This window comes from Alteromonas sp. 76-1, assembly GCF_900654235.1.
GTDB lineage: Bacteria > Pseudomonadota > Gammaproteobacteria > Enterobacterales > Alteromonadaceae > Alteromonas > Alteromonas naphthalenivorans.
Genome location: NZ_LR136958.1, coordinates 3,001,801 through 3,019,730, shown reverse-complemented (window position 1 = coordinate 3,019,730; position 17,930 = coordinate 3,001,801). Strand labels below are relative to the sequence as shown.

The following is a 17,930-nucleotide window of genomic DNA, read 5'->3' as shown; positions in this document are numbered from 1 at the left end:
GTAGGCTACCAGATGAAAATTTTCGTAAAGATAATCGTATTTAAATAAAAATATGTATTTACTAGGGAGGCAAGATATTGCCTCCCTATTTTTTTATCTGGCAATGTTTTGCGCTTTATGGGCAAAGTATTGCCGCACATATTGTGTGAGGGAGCAACATGATAGAAACTGAATTCACATCAGGAAATTTACACTTAACTGCGCTAGAAAACCAAGGTGCTGGCACCGTAGTGATAGGGCTACATGGGTATTTGGATAATGCAGAAAGCCTTAGGTTGCTAGCGCCATATCTGCAATCTCAACGCTTTATCGCCCTTGATCTTGCTGGGCATGGCCGTTCATCGCACAGGCCGATAGGCATGCACTATAATCAAGCTGATTATTTGCAAGACTTGCATGCATTGATAGAAGAGCAAGAGTGGGAACAGGTTATACTGCTTGGGCATTCTATGGGCGGTATTTTAGCATCGTTATATGCTGGGTTATTTCCTGAAAAAGTGAAGGGCGTGATAAGCCTTGATGCGTGTGGTCCTTTAACGCTAGAGGCGAACACCAGCCAAGCGCAAATGCGGGAAGCTATTATTAGCAGAAAGAAGAAACAGCGCAATAAGTTAACCTTGGTTAATTTAGATGATGCAGTTGAAGCCCGCTGTAAGGTCTCTGATATTCCTGCTGAGCATGCACGCGCAATTCTAGAAAGGAATCTTACGCAAGATGCCGGTGGCCATTGTTTTTGGTCGAGCGACCCGCGTCTTCGCACCAAATCTGTACTTCGCTTAACCGAAGATCAAGCAGAAAACATCATGAGTGCGATAGTTTGTCCTATACTTTTTATAGGCGCGTCAAGTAGCTTTAAAACCTTGGACAGTGTTTATGAAAAAAGGCAATCCTGGTTTAAAAATGCTCGGTTTGAGCAATTAACAGGCGGCCATCATATTCACATGGAAAAAACTGACGAAGTTGGCATGTTAATCCGTCAGTTTGTTGAGCAAATGTAAACTGTATAGTTTATTTTTTTTTACACTTCCTATACTATTCGCAAGTTATTAGACCAGTTGCTCAAACGCGCGTGAGACTTCACGCGCCTTTGTGTTAAAAATAAGTGAAGGAGGTTTTGGTGGAAAAAACCTGGCTCAAGTTTTACGACCCTCGTGTATCTGCAGAAATTGATGCAGATCGTTACGCATCCGTTGTCGATATATTCGAACAATCAGTAAAAAAGTTTAAAGACAAAGTTGCGTTTATCAACATGGGTCAGTCGATGACCTTTGGCGAACTCGACAAATTATCTGCACAATATGCTGCTTACCTACAAAATAGTGGGTTAAAACGCGGCGATGCCGTGGCGATAATGATGCCTAACTTGCTTCAGTACCCTGTTGCCATGTTTGGTGTGCTTCGTGCTGGTATGGTTGTGGTAAATGTAAACCCACTGTACACCGCAAGAGAGTTGAAGCATCAGTTGAACGATGCGAATGCTAAGGCCATTGTTATTGTTGAAAACTTTGCGTGTACGCTTGAAGAAGTGATCAGCGAAACAAACATTCAAGAAGTGTTTCTTACTTCGTTAGGCGATATGCTGCCTGTACCAAAACGCTGGGTAGTGAATGCGGTAGTGAAGTACGTGAAGAAAATGGTGCCGGCTTTTAATTTGCCTGCTACCACGTCGTTCACCAGCGCAATAAAGAAAGGGCAATCGTTAACCTACACACGCCCCAATTTAACCAACGATGAACTGGCTTTCTTGCAGTACACCGGCGGAACCACGGGTGTATCTAAAGGCGCCATGCTGACACATCGCAATATGATTGCGAATCTTGAGCAGGTTTCTGGCATTTTAGAAACCGTAATAGATGAAGGCGAAGACTTTGTGGTAACGGCGTTGCCGCTTTATCATATATTCGCATTGCTTGCGAACTGCCTGATGTTCCTTAAATACGGTTGCCAAAACTTACTGATTACTAACCCACGTGATATGCCAGGGTTTGTAAATGAATTGAGTAAATACCCTTTCACTATTCTTCCAGGTGTAAATACCTTGTTTAATGGTTTATTAAACACACCAGGGTTTAGCGAACTTGATTTTAAGAACTTCAAGTTTGGCTTAGGCGGCGGCATGGCTGTTCAGCGTCCTGTTGCTGAAAAGTGGGAAAAGGTTACCGGTACTGTACTTCTAGAAGGTTATGGCCTTACGGAATGCTCACCAGTTGTAACAGTAAACCCACCACAAATTGACGCGTACAAAGGCGCTATCGGTATGCCAGTACCTTCTACCGACATCAAACTTCTTGATGATGACGGTAACGAGGTAGAAAAAGGCGAACCAGGTGAGCTTTGGGTGAAAGGCCCTCAGGTGATGAAAGGGTATTTAAACCGCCCAGAAGCCACTGACGAAATTCTTAAAGATGGTTGGCTTGCCACCGGAGACATCGCTACGGTAGACGATGAAGGTTATTTCTATATTGTTGACCGTAAAAAGGATATGATCCTCGTCTCTGGATTCAATGTGTTTCCAAACGAAATTGAAGAAGTGGCTGCTATGCATGACAACATTGTTGAGTCAGCAGCGGTTGGTGTGCCAAACGAAGCGAGTGGTGAAGTGGTTAAGTTGTTTGTTGTTCGCAACAACGACTCGCTTACTGCTGAAGCGGTTATTGCGCACTGTAGAGAACACTTAACGGGCTATAAAGTGCCCAAGCAGGTAGTCTTCAAAGAAGATCTACCTAAAACCAATGTAGGTAAAATTCTGCGTCGGGAACTACGAGATTAATTCGGTAAGTGAATTAGGAAAACTGTAGAGCCGGCGTAAGCCGGCTTTTTATTATTATGCAATATGAATTAGTAACCACCTTTGAAAAACTCGATAGCGTGTGCAATCTTGCCCAGCAACAAAAAGCGGTAGCGCTAGACACTGAGTTTGTTCGCACGAGAACCCTGTCTCCGCATCTTGGTTTAATCCAATTATATGATGGGCATCAGTTAGTACTTATCGATCCGCTTGCGATTGATGATCTCTCGCCATTTATTGCCTTAATGGAAAATACCAGTGTGGTTAAAGTGCTGCACTCATGCTCAGAAGATCTCGAGACTTTCCTGACCGCCTTTAACACCGTACCAACACCCGTATTCGACAGTCAATTTGCGGCGAGTATTTTAGGCTTGGGTGCATCGCTAGGATACGCAAAGCTGGTGGAGTTATTGTGCGATGTAAGCCTAGATAAAGGCGAGTCACGTACTGACTGGATAGCACGCCCTTTAAGGGAAGCACAGCTTAGCTATGCGGCCAACGATGTATTGTATTTATTGCCTTGCTACGAACATTTAGTAGAAAAAATAAATGAAGCCGGGAAGTTAGAGTGGGTATACCAAGAAATAGCCCAGTTAGCAGATAAAAAGCGTAGTCAAATGCCGGAAGAATTTGCGTATATGCAAATTAAAAACAACTGGCGTTTATCAAAAGAGCAGCTTACCGTACTACAAGCTCTTGCTGCATGGCGACTCGCCACTGCCCGTAAAAAAGACATGGCATTGAATTTTGTATTTAAAGAAATACATCTTTATGAAGCTGCGCGTTTAATGCCTTCAAGCAAATCGGGTTTGTCTCAACTACACGGTGTGAACCCACAGTCGATTAGGCGCTACGGTGAGACCATCATTACGCTAATAAGCGAAGCTCGAGATAAATATGCCGCTACTTCTGAGTCACAGAGGTTACCTAAAGTCAGTCGTTTGATTGACGTTGCAAGCTACAAGCAAACATTAGCATCGCTAAAAACGGTCAGTGATAAAATTGCCAACGAAAATAATGTATCGCCTGAAGTCATTGCCTCTAAAAAACAATTAAACCAAGTGCTAAAATGGTATTGGTTCGACAATGACGAAACCCGAGTGCTAGGTCTTAAGCCAGATGTATTATCTGGTTGGAGAGCGCCACTATTTGAACCCCATTTAGAAAAGTTATTAGGTAATAAGCCTAGTCTCTAACGTTGAAGAGTTTACGAAATGATGTTGTGCGCGATTTATAAATCACGAAAACACCTAGGCATGTATTTATACGTGCCTAATAAAGACCAATTTGAAGATGTGCCTGAAATACTTAAAGAGAAGTTTGGCAAGCCCGAGTTAGTCACGGTGTTATCATTAGATAAGCACGAGAAACTAGCTGGAGTCGACAAGCAAAAGCTGGTTGCTGAACTTGAAGACAAAGGTTTTTACCTTCAGTTACCACCTAAAGAAGACGACTTATTGATGGCGCATCGCAAGTCTTTGGGTTTACAAGCCACACCAGATAAAAAGTTTTAGAAATGGGTAAATGGTTAAAAGCATCGCTGCTTATGGTCGCGGGTGTTTTGGCAAGCATTGGGTTTGCCCAAGCCGAAGACAAAACAGCACAAGGGTTTGCCGAGTACGTAACAGCGTTAAAAGCCGAAGCCCGGCAAAAGGGCTTTGATGAATCATTACTTAACGACGCCTTTAGTGATATTAGTTTCCGCCCAACAGTTATTAAATCTGATAAAAATCAACCTGAAAAGAAAATTACACTTGATAGTTACTTAGCCAGTCGTGTGCCTGACTGGAAAGTGCAGCAAGCGGTTGAAATGTACAACAAGCACAAGCCACTGCTTGAAGAGATAGGTCAGAAGTTTCAGGTACAACCCCGATTTATTGTCGCGCTGTGGGGGAATGAATCAAATTTTGGGCGTATTCAAGGTAATTACAGTGTGCTGTCTGCCTTGGCGTCACTGGCGTACGAAGGCCGCCGAGAAAAACTGTTTAAAGACAACCTTTTTGCCGCGTTAACTATTCTTGATGAAGGGCATACCAGCGTTGATGCGTTGAAAGGTTCTTGGGCTGGTGCCATGGGGCAAAGCCAATTTATGCCAATCTCCTTTTTAAACTACGCGGTAGATTACGATGGTGATGGCAGAAAGGATATATGGCAAACCGAAGCCGATGTTTTTGCTTCTATTGCAAACTACCTTTCATCAGAAGGGTGGGATAATAACGGCACGTGGGGTAGGCAGGTATCTTTAACTCAGCCTATAAAAGAGTTCGGGCTTTCAAAAAGCCTTTATAAGCCCTTAGCCGATTGGCAACAAGCCGGCGTTAGACGTTTCGACGGTAGCGATTTGCCTAATGTTGATATTCCGGCTTCTCTCATTATGCCTGATGGCAGCGAAGGACGTGTTTATCTTGTCTATAATAACTTTCATACCTTGATGAAATGGAACCGCTCTAGTTACTTCGGTGTGTCGGTAGGTTACCTTTCAGAACGTATAAAACGAGGGTACTAATATGTATCAACATTTAGATGTTCAGGGCAATCCCATTGCCTTGCCAGTAGGAAAAGTGGCGTGCATCGGTCGCAACTATCTTGATCATATTGAAGAAATGAAATCCGTAGTTTCAGCATCACCTTTGTTGTTTTTAAAACCCAAAGCGGCGTTGTGCGACATGGGCAAATCGCTCAGTATTCCTACCGAACAAGGTGAATGCCATAACGAACTGGAAGTTGCTGTGCTGCTAAAGCACACGGTGTCTAAAGCAACAGAAAATGAGGTGTTAGCGGCCATTTGGGGTATTGGGCTTGGTTTAGATTTAACCTTGCGTGATGTTCAGCGCGACCTTAAGGCGCAAGGGCAACCCTGGGAACGGGCAAAGTCCTTCGATTTAAGTTGTCCAGTGTCAGGCTTTGTTCCAATCGATAGCATCACTGACTTACAAGATTTACATTTTACGTTAAGTATAAACGGTGAAGTGCGTCAATCAGGGCATACCGCAATGATGCTACACAAAATAGTGCCCTTAATCGCTCACATGTCGCAGACTTTTACCCTTGATGCGGGTGATATAGTGTTAACTGGCACCCCTAAAGGGGTAGGGCCATTGCTTGTGGGTGACACTATCGACGCTACCTTACACGATAAAATGACTGTTAATACAAAGGTTGTACGCTAATGACTGCCCCTTTTTGGGAAACCAAAACCCTTGAAGAAATGACCCAAAAGGAATGGGAGTCATTATGCGATGGCTGTGCAAAATGTTGCTTACACAAGTTCATTGACGATGAAAACGAGGAAGCGCAAGCGCCTACAGATTACATCAATGCCAACGAGCAAATTCACTACACTAATATTGTTTGTTCTCTGCTAAATACAAAAAGTTGTGAATGTACCCAATATGCGAAGCGTACTGAGCTTGTTCCTGATTGTGTTCAGCTAACTAAAGCGAACCTAAAAGATATCTTCTTTATGCCCACAAGTTGCGCTTATCGCCGTCTGCATGAAGGGCGAGGTTTGCCGTCTTGGCATCCACTGTTGAATAAGGGCAAAAAACATGTGATGCACAAAAATGGCATGTCTGTTCGAAACAAAACGGTGTTTGAAACCGATGTGAATTTAGATGCCTTCGAAGATTATATTGCCATTTGGCCGTTGGAAGATTTAGATTAAGCGGTAATACTGTAAAGCAGCGCATCTCGCCCAAAAATGCGCTTGCGGCACAGTCCTTCCTTTTCAGCACCAATTCTCTCGGCTACGCGCAAACTGGCTTTGTTGTTAGGCTCGATGAGACATTCTAATCGGTGTAAATTCATTTGTGTAAAGGCTAACTTTTTCAACGCTTCACAAATGGCCGTTGCTAGGCCTTTTCCACATGAGTCTGAACGAAGCCAATAACCCAAATTCGCGGTTAAATGGGTGTGGTGAATGTAGTTGATAATCCCCATGCCCAAACAGCGCTCATCGTGCATAAGCAAGTAGGTTAAGCCATAACCTGACTCTCGTGCGGCTTCCATAGATTGAATACACTGTTTCGCTAAAGCGGGGGTAACTGGGCACAACGCTGCGCCAAGCCAAGGTTTTACATGGTGAATAGATTGCTGTGAAGCCTCGCATAAGGCTTCAACATGTTTAGGGGCTATGCGCTGTATTGTCACTGGCCCCTGTTCTGTGTGGATAGGAGGGAGCCTAGACGGCAAAATAGAAAGGTCTATCAAAAGGGTTTCTTATCCAGCAATCTACATGCAAACACAATTGCAAATACCACAAAGTAAGCGGCAAACAGAATTTGCATCCATTGTGCCATTCCCATTGAAAGAAACTGCCAACTGTCTTCTAAGCAATCACCTTGTGCGGCAAAAATGGCAGGTATCCACTCATGCAATTGAAGCCATGATGGGAAGTTAGGCACGATTTCGCAGCTTGCGAAAAAAGGGTTCGGCGCATTTAAAATACCAATATGTTCTTTAGCGATTAAAAAGCCCCAGCCAGCAGATACTGCCCAACCGGCAAAACCTACCATACGGGTAAGGCCGTTATTTTTAATCAAAACAAAAAGTGCTGACAACACAATGCCGTACATGGCAGTTCGTTGGTAAATGCACATAATGCAGGGTTTCAAGCCCATACCATATTGAAAATAAAGTGCAGCTAGTTCTAGCCCCAGAGAGGTGGCAAAAAGCACAAGCCATGAAGACTTGTGCTCTGCCCAGCGACTAATGCGATGTACTACTGAACGCATGTCTATTTCCTAGTGTGAAACCACACCGCTAACAGCTTCTGTCGCGGTATGATGTTCGATTAAGTGCATGTCGTACAGCCATTGGGTTGCATCGGCTAAGCCTACATAGGTAGCTACCAAGCCCACAATGGTTAGCACAATGGTGTATGGCAATGCCATCATCACCATGCGGCCGTAAGACAAGCGTAGTAAAGGTGCAATCGCAGAGGTTAGCATGAACAAGAATGCAGCTTGACCGTTAGGTGTAGCAACACTCGGCAAGTTAGTACCTGTATTAATCGCAACCGCTAGCATATCGTACTGGTCACGAGTAATTTGGCCAGCTTGCAGGGCTGCGGTTACTTCTGTGATATACACAGAGCCTACAAATACGTTATCACTCACCATAGATAACACACCGTTGGCGAGGTAAAACATCACCATCTGGGTTTCACCTTCAAAGCTTAGTACCCAATGAATAACAGGTTGGAATAAGCCTTGGTCGATAATCACAGCCACAACACCAAAGAATACGCAAAGCAATGCAGTAAACGGTAGGGCTTCTTCAAACGCTTTACCTAAAGCGTGCTCTTCAATAATACCGCTCATCGATGTTGCTAGTACAATAACAGAAAGGCCGATTAACCCTACTGACGCCATGTGCGTAGCCAAGCCTACTACTAACCATACGCCAATTAGTGCCTGAACCACTAGCTTAGCCGTTTCACGTTTGCTGCGGCTTTTATCCATATGTTCGCTGTAATCGGTAAGAATTTTTCTCACTGAATTTGGTAGTTTTGCACCATAAGTAAACCAACCTGTTTTCTCTAGAAGCATGGTGGTTAACAAGCCGAAAACGAAAACAGGTAAGCTAACAGGGGCCATGCGGATAAAGAATTCAACGAAATCCCACCCAGCTTTATCAGCAATAATTAGGTTTTGCGGTTCACCTACCATGGTCATCACGCCGCCCAGTGCAGTACCTACCGCAGAGTGCATCATTAGATTACGAAGGAAGGCGCGGAAGTTTTCTAGGTCATTACTGCCTAGCGAATCTACACCGTCGTCACTCGTGTGGTCATGATCTGAGTGGAACTCTTTACCTGAAGCGACCTTGTGGTAAATAGAGTAGAAACCTAAACCCACACTGATGATTACTGCAACCACGGTTAGCGCATCAAGGAATGCCGATAAAAAGGCTGATGCAAAGATAAACGACAGTGACAAGACCATTTTGTTTTTAACCCCAATCACTAACTTGGTGAATAAAAACATCAGTAGGTCTTTCATAAAGTAGATACCGGCCACCATGAAGACCAGAAGTAATAGTACTTCAAGGTTAACCTCAATTTCGTGCATCATGTGCCCGGGCGTAGTCATCCCAATGAACATGGCCTCAATGAGTAGTAAACCACCTGGCTGCAACGGATAGCATTTGAGCGCCATGGCAAGTGTAAAGATAAATTGGATCACTAATGTCCAACCCGCCAAGTAGGGGTCAACCATAAACAATACTGGGTTGATAATGAGGAAGGCAATTATGGTCTGCTTATACCAATTTGGTGCGTGTCCCAGAAAGTTACTAAAGACCGCCGAGATCATTGAGGTTTGCATGAGTTCCTATTCCTTTTACAACAAAGCCGCTAACGTTGCGTCTTTACGTTTTGAATTTCTGGTTATTGCACACATAAACTGACTTTCATCGAGGGCAAGTGATTGCAAGTTGTCGATAATCGGGCAGTTTTGCTGCTTTCATTATAATAGTCCGAAATTAAGCGTACATGATATTACAACCTTGAGAAAGCAATTCACAGACCCCATAAAAGGAAAGTTAGCGGAATTACTCACGTTAGGTTGTTAATCAACCTAACAATGTAGTTTATTGCGCTGAGTAAGTCTGCTTTTGCGTGATAAAAAACGTTTAACGCAAAAGTTTTAGGATTATTTTAATGAAATGTTAACAAATGTTGTTGGCAGGGGATTTTTCATTGTGATAATAAAAGCGCATCTGGTACAATCAGTCGCAGAATAACAATAACGTGCAGGCGATTAGTTATGATTTATAAGGCGCAGAGTCCCGCTGGATTTGCCGAAGAATATATTGTTGAATCGATTTGGAGTGGACGCTTCCCGCCGGGTACAATTTTGCCTGCCGAAAGAGAGCTTTCAGAACTTATTGGTGTAACACGCACAACCTTGCGTGAAGTTTTGCAACGTTTGGCTCGTGACGGTTGGTTGACCATTCAGCATGGTAAACCCACAAAAGTGAATAACTTTTGGGAAAGCTGTGGCTTGAACATTCTAGAAACGTTAGCCCGTCTTGATCAAGAAGGTATTCCTGAGCTAGTAGACAACCTCTTAGCGGCACGTACAAATTTAAGTGCTGTGTTTATTCGAGGTGCAATTCGTAACAACCCCAAAGAATCAGCAGAGATTATCGCACGTTATAAAAACGTGGAAGAAGACGGCGCTGCTTTTGCGCAATTCGATTATCAAATGACCCATGATTTAGCATTAGCATCAAACAACAATGTATTTGTGTTGATGATGAATGGTTTCAGGGGAATGTATTCTCGTATCGGTGGTTTCTATTTCGATCATGAACAAGCGCGAGATATAGCAAAAGCTTATTACGCTAAGTTACTTGATGCTGCAGAAAACGAAAGACACGATAAAGTACCTGTAGTGGTAAGAGACTATGGTATTGAAAGTGGTAAAGTTTGGCAGCAAGTACGTGACAGTATGCCTAAAGATATTGTGGATTAGCGCAATGGCTGTAGGGGAAAGCAAATTCACCCGCTAGCTAAATATGAAGTTATTTTAGTTTTATAAAAAAACGTCCTTTCAGGGCGTTTTTTTGTTTTAGACACAGCTTGTAACTATTTACTGCTCAGTTTGGCCGCATTAGTGCCTTAAAGCCCTATATTAACGTTAAAAATTACCTATACTTTGGAGTTAACTTTTGCCACTTATCATCTCCCGGAATAGGAACTATCATGAAATCTTTATGGATAGCATCGTGTATGACGTTGACGGCGAGTCTTTCGCTAGGGGCGTGTAGCGATAACAGCACTAGCATGGAACAATCCTCTCAAATAGAAAAACAGCAAGGCGTTAAATTGATTACTGATACTCCAGCACCGGTTGCACAGAAAATTCCTCATGAGTTAACGGCTCACGGTGTCGTTCGTAATGATGACTATTACTGGATGCGAGATGATAGTCGTGAAGACGAGAAAGTGTTAGCGCACTTAGAAAAAGAAAATGCGTATTTAGACACTGTTATGGCGCCATTAAAAGATAACAGAGAAACCTTGTACGAAGAGCTGATTGCCCGAATTGAGAAAGATGATACAACGGTTCCTTATTTAAAAAATGATTATTGGTACTTCACCGAATACTCTGGGGAAAATGAATACCCTATTTATCTGCGTAAACCATCGATGGATGCAGAGGAACAGGTATTACTGAATATGAATGTGATGGCCGAAGGTCATGACTACTATAATATTGGCGACTACTCAGTAAGCACCGACAATAACTTACTCGCGTATTCTGAAGATACATTGAGCCGCCGAGTTTATACCATTTTTGTGAAAAATTTAGCCACGGGCGAGTTGCTGTCAGACGAACTGGCAGGTACCTCTGGTTCAGTAGAGTGGGCGAATGACAATAAACATCTTTTCTATGTGAAGAAAGATCTGCAAACCTTATTAGGCTTTCAGGTTTATCGTCATGTACTTGGCACAGCCCAAGAAGACGATACGCTAGTGTTTGAGGAAACTGACCCTACGTTTTATACCTACATTAGTAAAAGCAAAGATGATGACATGATTTACATTCATCATAGTCACACAGACAAAAGCGCAGTGACCTTAATAGATGCGAACCAACCTACTGAAGCGCCAGTTCCATTCTTGCCTATTAGAGAAGATGAGGAATACAGCATTGAAAAGTCGGGTGATAGCTACTTTGTTCTGACTAACAATGCAGCAACTAATTTTCGAGTTATGAAAGCGCCAGCTTCTGCAACCGATGATATGTCCAAATGGGAAGAGGTGATTAGCCACAACCCTGAAGTATTCATTCAAGATATTGAAGTGTTAGGCGACTTTTTGGTAGTAAAAGAGAAGCAAGACGGTGTGTTACGTCTGGTTGCGCACAATCTAAACACTGATAAAACCGCAGAAATACCCACTGATGACCCTATTTACGGCGCTTACTTTACCGGTAACACTCAGCAAGATACCAATACCTTGCGTATTTATTATAGTTCGTTAACTACGCCCGCAAGCATTGTAGATATCGATTTAAACACCTTCGATAAAGAAGTCCTTAAACAAACTAAGGTTTCTGATACATTTTCTTCAGCGGCATATACCTCTGAACGTGTCATGATTAAAGCGCAAGATGGGGCAAGTATTCCCGTTTCGTTGGTTTATCGTAACGACATGTTTAATAAAGATGGCACCAATCCTCTGTATCAGTATGCGTATGGTTCTTACGGGGCCACGATTGAACCCACATTTAGAAGTAGCTGGTTATCGCTAGTAGATAGAGGCTTTGTGGTAGCAATTGCCCATATTCGCGGCGGGCAGATGTTAGGCCGACAGTGGTATGAAGACGGTAAGATGCACAGCAAAATTAATACATTTACCGACTTTATCGACGTATCAAAAGGCTTGATTGAAAAGCAATATGCCGATCCTAATCGTGTGTTCGCGATGGGCGGCAGTGCGGGTGGTTTGTTAATGGGCGCAATTGCGAATATGGCACCTGAACTTTATTTAGGGATTTCTGCGCATGTTCCGTTCGTGGATGTTGTTACTACCATGAGTGACGACACCATTCCTTTAACCACCGGGGAATATACAGAGTGGGGTAACCCTGCGAACAAAGATGAATTCGACTATATTTTATCTTATTCACCATACGATCAAGTGAGTGCCCAAGATTACCCTCACATGTTAGTGACTACAGGGCTTCACGACTCACAAGTGCAATACTTTGAGCCGATGAAATGGGTTGCGAAACTACGTGACTACAAAACAAATGATAATTTATTGTTTTTTCAAACAGATATGGAAGCAGGCCATGGTGGTGCATCTGGTCGGTTCAAACGTTTTGAGTCAACAGCGCTAGAATATGCATTCGTGTTTTACCTGGCAGGTATAGAAATCTAGCTGACGAGATTTAAGCTAGCTCCACTATGTTTTACTGACATAACGAACAGGCAAATGCTTCAGCATTTGCCTGTTTTTACATTTGGCATTGGTTAACACTAAAAGGAAACGTGCTATGAACAGTAATCCCGTTGGTTGGTTTGAAATTTATGTTGAAGACATGCCTCGCGCGCAGGCTTTCTACGAAAGCGTGCTGAAGGTTTCCTTGGAAGCACTTGAAGACCCCTCAGCAGATAAATCACAAGGCGCATTCAGTATGATGACGTTCCCCTCTGATATGGAACACTATGGCGCTAGTGGTGCATTAGTTCATATGGAGGGCGCTCCAGTCGGTAAAAATAGCACATTAGTCTATTTTGCATGCGAGAACTGCGCCGTTGAAGCGGGTAGGGTAGCTGACGCAGGAGGCGTTCTTGAGAAAGAAAAAATGGCAATTGGTGAATATGGGTTTATTGCGTTAGCCATTGATACCGAGGGAAATATGATTGGGTTTCATTCCCAAGCGTAAACTTTTTACGGTTTTGTTTTTTTATTAGTATGCGGTTTCTAATTGTACTTTGTATAGTGATTCTGTAATCGAACATTCACAGGAGCTGACGATGACAACCACTGATACCATTAAAGGTAAAATTAACGAAGCAGAAGACATGGCTCGCAAAATTTGGCTAGCAGGGCTTGGCGCGTACGGAAAAAGCGTAGAAGAAGCACAAGGTCGTTACGAAAAGCTAAGTGAAGACGCGAACAAAATGTTTGATGACTTAGTAACCAAAGGTGAAACGCTAGAAGACGATGCGCGTAGTAAGTTTAAGTCGACCACCAATGATGTTGAAAACCGTGTGGCGGATGTACGTAAAAAACTGGGCTTAGATACCGACCCCGCAGATCATCGTATTGAAGAGCTTTCAGCAAAAATTGATGCGTTGACGGAAGCCGTAGCTAAGCTAGCGGCGAATAAATAGCATATAAGTTTTTTGGTTGCTATTTTTTAGCAAGGTAGTTGCTGTAGTTTCTTGTAGTCCTGTTACTTACAAAGGTATTAGTGCCAATGCTAATACTGATACTAATAGAACGTAATAACTACCTTGCCCTATTCGTTTTGAAGCGGGAGGTTACATGCCTAATAATCACAAATCATCACCACTATTTGGATGGCTTACAGCAAGTTCTGATTTAATATCAGCACAACTTGAAAGTACAGCTAGTACAGTAAGTAAAAAAATTGATGATACTCACTCCTCAATTGAGGCTATGCAGCGCAAGGGCGCTGAAGTAGAAGGTGAATTGAAACGTCGATTTAACCCAGTTTCATTAGTTGATAGCGCACAACAGTTGGTGATGTCTACACCACTGTTTAGCTTACTTTCTGGTGGGAAAGCACGGGTTGAAAGAGAGCATCAAATAGCACTACTTTCCGCTAAAGTTGACTTGTTGGTAGAGCAAGTAGCTTTACTTGCGGCAAAGCGTGCTGCAGAAAAAGCTGCAGAGAAAGCCCAAACACCAACAAAAACGCCAACAAAAGCACCTGCAAAAGCGACCCCTAAGTCGACAACAAAGGCTGCGCCAAAATCCACTGCGAAAGCCACCCCAAAAACAGCGGCAAAAGCTACACCTAAAGTAGCCTCAAAACCTGCCACCAAATCGACAGCTGCAGCCACTAAGTCAAGTGGAACGGCCAGTAAAACCACCACAGCTAAAAAAGCATCTGCCGCTACTAAATCAACCACTACGGCTTCAACTGCGTCGAAGCCAGCTGCGACGAATGCGACCTCGGCTAAGGCTACAGAAGCCAAGCCCCAGGCAGCGCAGCCTTCAACATCAAGCAGCACATCAGCGGCAACCAAAACCACTGGCGATAGTAAGACCGATAGTGACTCGTAAGTCTGTAGCACGATAGTGTGTTGCAGATAGACAGTGTTTGGTAGTACGTTGTTGGCTACACCGTTAGGCGCAACAAAAAAGAGAGTAGGCACTCTCTTTTTTTGCAGTCGCATTCGACAGGGCTATCAATGCTTCGCCACGGGCGTTAGTACGTCGCCACGGCGTTTACCCTTCGTCACGGGCGTTAACGCTTTCGCTATAGGGCTAGCTCGATTTGCTCCACAGATTTTGGTGTTTCTTGAAACTAAAATAGTCGTGAGGCTCCCAAAAACTGGGGATCAATTCATCTACCGCGTCTGAGGTGAAATTGCTGGAAAGCTGGCTCATGATTTCTTTCAAGCGCGCTTTATCAACATTCATCAATTTCTTTCTGCTAGCAGGGAAGTAGAGGTTTCTGCCTTTCTCAATCACTTCGATATGACCGCTGCTGATATGCTTTTGATTGCGCGTGGTCACTTTACAAATGGGTTCAGCAGGTTTAGTTGGATTTAAACCTATCACCACAGCACATTCATACTGGTCTTTTTCTTGGCCGTTTTCGTTAACGGGAATAAACGTAATACCGAAGCCCTGCGGGAAGTAACCGACCAGATCAATAAAGTCCTCTGCGAGCTTTTTGTTTAACGCGCCTTTTTTAGATAGCTGCTCGATAAGTAAGTAGCCTTTGGGTAAATTTTTTCGGCTGTAATCAGCTTTTGTTGAGAAAATAACAGACGCATAAATTTGCGGTATTTTGATCAGCTCACCTAAGCCAGTTTTAGACACAAAGGCATCTTTTACCAACTGGCTAACAAAGTCATTGGCCTCGTTGTGGGTTTGCACAAATCGGTCACGTTCTTCCCTCACGTTCCCCACATAGGCTGGAATACCTAACCCTTCAGTAATGTACTTCATGGTGAAGTGATAGTTCAGCTTCAACAAGTCTCTTCGCTGAGATTCTTCGAGTAATCGGAATTCATCTAATTTGTTGTCTGCACCACGTAATATCGTTAATGCGGCTGGGCTTTGTAAACCTACGTCTTGTAGCAAAGAGGCAGTAATTAATGGGCGGCCTAATTCTATACGCCATTTTTCACGCCAATAGCGGTTTCCACGCATACGAGAAATCGCATCACGATATTTTGAAAGGTACTTGTGCGCAATGGTGTCGTGATCAAGTAACTTATCAGTAAGTCTTAACACTAGTACGGCTTTATACAAAGGCTTAAAGCGCTGGTGAATGCGGGCAAACTTACCCTCTGGACCTTGGGTAAGTAACATTAAAGTGCCAAGAAACTTTGCACTTAGCTGCTGAGTTTCTTGCCAGCTATCTCCCTCACATAGCTTGATAAGCTTAGTGCTCACTGCATCAACGCGAGCAAGCCGCGCCAAGCGTTCCTCTTCAAGCTTTTGACTAGAATTTTTAATTTGTTTTTTGAGCTGATCTACAAGAACTTCTTTCTTAGTTGAAGCTTCCGCTTTTTTTAGCTGTACCTTCAACTCCTCAACATGGGCTTCTAGCTCAGGGGTTAACGAAAAAAAATGTTTCGCATCTTCAAAGACTGAGCCATAGCCAACCTCTTGCGGGTAGACCATGTTTATTAACTCTTTAACTTGCTGCGTGTAGATGCTGTCTGGGCTTTGAATTTGTGCGCTCACCGATATCCTTCGTGTATGTTTTCAACCCCAATGCCAGTCAGATTCCTGCGTTGGGTGGGTTAATAGGCACTGTGTCCTAATTCAACCGCTTCTCTTTGTTTCAATTTGCCAAGATAATACCGCAAACTTTCGCTAATTTTGGTATTTTTTTCAATAACATCGAGCTGTGGCCAAGTTGATTTTTCTCCACTCACTATGAGCGCATTTATACTTTCAAGGCTTGGATTAGCAATAACTTGTGTCAAATTACGAATTTGTTGCTTGGGGAGAATGTTTATGTTTCCTACATATTGTTGATCGATAATAGACTTCACTTTATGAATAGCAAGTTTAGCGCCTTTATTGTCAGTCATGTTTTCAATAATATCGATGGCAAAAATACTGTTGCTTTTTAATAGCTGCCCCACGTGACGGGTTGATAACCCCCACAGTGATTGAGGGTTGATACGTGCAGATTGAATGAAGGGCACGGCGAGCGGATTGGTTTGGCTAACAATACTATGGTTAACACCGTACAACCTAGCAAGTCTATCAAAGGGTAAGTCGGCCATTAGCGAGCCGTCTGCGAAACGGCGGTTAGGAATATACGGAACAATATTACCCGCAGGTGTTTTAGCGCGAAGCTGTACAGGGCTAAATACTACTGGCACGGCACAAGACGCTCTTACCGCTTGGGTGATAATGGCGTTGGGCGATGTTTTGGCATTTAGTAGCCTAGAATGCTGGTGTAAATCTGCAGGCGATACGGTTACGGTTACATGGCGACGGGTCTTTTTATACGCTTCTTCAAAGGTGGTTAAATCAAAAAGACTGATTAACGCATTTTCTAACGCAGTGCTATCAAACAAACTATTTTTGCCAAAGCCCGCCCAACTACGCCATTTTTTGAAGGTTTCATAAATATTTTCAGCGCTTAATGCATCGAGCAGCTCATCATGAGTACGTGTGCCTACTAAGGCAGCAATAATAGAACCCGCACTTGCGCCTGACACAACAGAAGGTAACAGCTCTTTCTCATTTAGCGACTTTACCACACCGCAATGAAAGAACCCCAACCCAGCTCCTCCCGATAACATAAGGCAGCTGCGCCCGAATGCATGGGCGGTTTCTTCAAAAAATGACAGTTTCTCGTAAAAGTCTACATCGTCTTCATCAGCTTGGTAAATTTGGTCGAGGGCTAGCTTTACCTCTTCAATGAATTGCACGATAAGATATTTAGTGCCCATCTTGCATTTGCGGCGTATAGCCGGGTTTGCAATATTGCCTAAATTCCCATGCAAGCCTTCATGAATAATTGACATAAGCGCATGCATGTCGCCATTGCCTCTGGCAATTTTCAGGCGTTGTACCCGTTTTTGAATAAGTATGTAGTCGTAATCATCTGATGCATCATCGGCTTTCCACGCTTCTGCACCGGAAATTTCGTCATGCGCTAAGCAAGCCTCTTGGTACGCTTGATAGCTTGAAGCATGGGCAATGTCTTGGTCTAATTTTTTTAAACGTAAGTCAAATAAAGCCATATTTTCAGTGTCTCAAGTGAGCATACAAAAAGTGTACAAAGGAAATTTAGAATGCGCTACCTAACAAAAAGTAACCAAAATCAAGAAGGCTTTACTTGACGTATTTTAATAAATTTCACAATCCTTGGCGCATTTAGAGATAAAACATTGACCAATTCGTAAGCACTCAGTAGCCTGAAAGAGAAGAAAAATAATTCGAGCAAGTTGTTCG

At 43.2% G+C, this 17,930-nt stretch carries 17 protein-coding genes; 12 read left to right on the top strand and 5 right to left on the bottom strand.

The window, feature by feature from the left end; all coding sequences use genetic code 11:
- The first annotated feature begins 158 nt into the window (after positions 1-158).
- The 7 genes from ALT761_RS13045 to ALT761_RS13015 all read left to right on the top strand — a co-directional run bounded on the left by ALT761_RS13045 (position 159) and on the right by ALT761_RS13015 (position 6,452).
- Complete coding sequence (locus tag ALT761_RS13045; RefSeq protein WP_129739302.1) at positions 159-998, top strand: alpha/beta fold hydrolase; 840 nt, start codon at positions 159-161, stop codon at positions 996-998.
- Between the two features lie 119 nt (positions 999-1,117).
- On the top strand, positions 1,118-2,770 hold the full coding sequence (gene fadD / locus ALT761_RS13040) for a long-chain-fatty-acid--CoA ligase FadD (RefSeq protein ID WP_129739300.1): 1,653 nt from the start codon (positions 1,118-1,120) through the stop codon (positions 2,768-2,770).
- Positions 2,771-2,826: 56 nt separating this feature from the next.
- Positions 2,827-3,984 (top strand): ribonuclease D, encoded by a 1,158-nt coding sequence (gene rnd / locus ALT761_RS13035; protein WP_129739297.1) that lies wholly within the window; start codon positions 2,827-2,829, stop codon positions 3,982-3,984.
- 21 nt (positions 3,985-4,005) lie between these two features.
- Entirely contained in the window at positions 4,006-4,302 is a 297-nt protein-coding gene (locus tag ALT761_RS13030) for a YcgL domain-containing protein (protein ID WP_129740643.1), read from the top strand.
- A gap of 2 nt (positions 4,303-4,304) precedes the next feature.
- Positions 4,305-5,294 (top strand): lytic murein transglycosylase, encoded by a 990-nt coding sequence (locus ALT761_RS13025; protein WP_129739295.1) that lies wholly within the window; start codon positions 4,305-4,307, stop codon positions 5,292-5,294.
- 1 nt (position 5,295) lies between these two features.
- Entirely contained in the window at positions 5,296-5,958 is a 663-nt protein-coding gene (locus tag ALT761_RS13020) for a fumarylacetoacetate hydrolase family protein (RefSeq protein ID WP_129739293.1), read from the top strand.
- Positions 5,958-6,452, top strand: a complete 495-nt coding sequence (locus tag ALT761_RS13015) for a YcgN family cysteine cluster protein (RefSeq protein ID WP_013783448.1) — start codon at positions 5,958-5,960, stop codon at positions 6,450-6,452. Before ALT761_RS13020 ends, ALT761_RS13015 begins: the two co-directional genes overlap by 1 nt.
- Here the strand turns inward: ALT761_RS13015 and ALT761_RS13010 are convergent.
- Genes ALT761_RS13010 through nhaB form a run of 3 tightly spaced genes read right to left on the bottom strand, consistent with a single transcriptional unit; the run spans position 6,449 to position 9,114 of the window.
- A complete protein-coding gene (locus tag ALT761_RS13010; RefSeq protein WP_063457483.1) occupies positions 6,449-6,997 on the bottom strand; it encodes a GNAT family N-acetyltransferase in 549 nt (182 codons plus the stop codon). The genes ALT761_RS13015 and ALT761_RS13010 overlap by 4 nt on opposite strands.
- Positions 6,994-7,521: a disulfide bond formation protein DsbB gene (gene dsbB / locus ALT761_RS13005; protein WP_129739291.1), complete on the bottom strand. Its 528-nt coding sequence runs from the start codon at positions 7,519-7,521 to the stop codon at positions 6,994-6,996. The genes ALT761_RS13010 and dsbB overlap by 4 nt, the downstream gene beginning before the upstream one ends.
- A 9-nt stretch (positions 7,522-7,530) precedes the next feature.
- On the bottom strand, positions 7,531-9,114 hold the full coding sequence (nhaB, locus tag ALT761_RS13000) for a sodium/proton antiporter NhaB (protein WP_129739289.1): 1,584 nt from the start codon (positions 9,112-9,114) through the stop codon (positions 7,531-7,533).
- Positions 9,115-9,555: 441 nt separating this feature from the next.
- Here nhaB and fadR point away from each other — a divergent pair, with 441 nt between their 5' ends.
- The 5 genes from fadR (at position 9,556) to ALT761_RS12975 (ending at position 14,561) form a co-directional block, all read left to right on the top strand.
- Positions 9,556-10,266, top strand: coding sequence for a fatty acid metabolism transcriptional regulator FadR (gene fadR / locus ALT761_RS12995; protein ID WP_129739287.1), 711 nt, complete (start codon positions 9,556-9,558; stop codon positions 10,264-10,266).
- A 311-nt stretch (positions 10,267-10,577) separates the two neighbouring features.
- Entirely contained in the window at positions 10,578-12,683 is a 2,106-nt protein-coding gene (locus tag ALT761_RS12990) for a S9 family peptidase (RefSeq protein WP_129740642.1), read from the top strand.
- Between the two features lie 115 nt (positions 12,684-12,798).
- On the top strand, positions 12,799-13,191 hold the full coding sequence (locus ALT761_RS12985; protein WP_129739285.1) for a VOC family protein: 393 nt from the start codon (positions 12,799-12,801) through the stop codon (positions 13,189-13,191).
- Positions 13,192-13,282: 91 nt separating this feature from the next.
- Entirely contained in the window at positions 13,283-13,642 is a 360-nt protein-coding gene (locus tag ALT761_RS12980; RefSeq protein WP_057790879.1) for a phasin-related domain-containing protein, read from the top strand.
- 154 nt (positions 13,643-13,796) lie between these two features.
- A complete protein-coding gene (locus ALT761_RS12975) occupies positions 13,797-14,561 on the top strand; it encodes a hypothetical protein (protein WP_129739283.1) in 765 nt (254 codons plus the stop codon).
- A 204-nt stretch (positions 14,562-14,765) separates the two neighbouring features.
- Here ALT761_RS12975 and ALT761_RS12970 read toward each other — a convergent pair whose 3' ends face one another.
- On the bottom strand, positions 14,766-16,199 hold the full coding sequence (locus ALT761_RS12970) for a hypothetical protein (protein WP_129739281.1): 1,434 nt from the start codon (positions 16,197-16,199) through the stop codon (positions 14,766-14,768).
- Between the two features lie 59 nt (positions 16,200-16,258).
- Positions 16,259-17,719 (bottom strand): DUF3336 domain-containing protein, encoded by a 1,461-nt coding sequence (locus tag ALT761_RS12965; protein ID WP_129739279.1) that lies wholly within the window; start codon positions 17,717-17,719, stop codon positions 16,259-16,261.
- Positions 17,720-17,930: the final 211 nt, after the last annotated feature.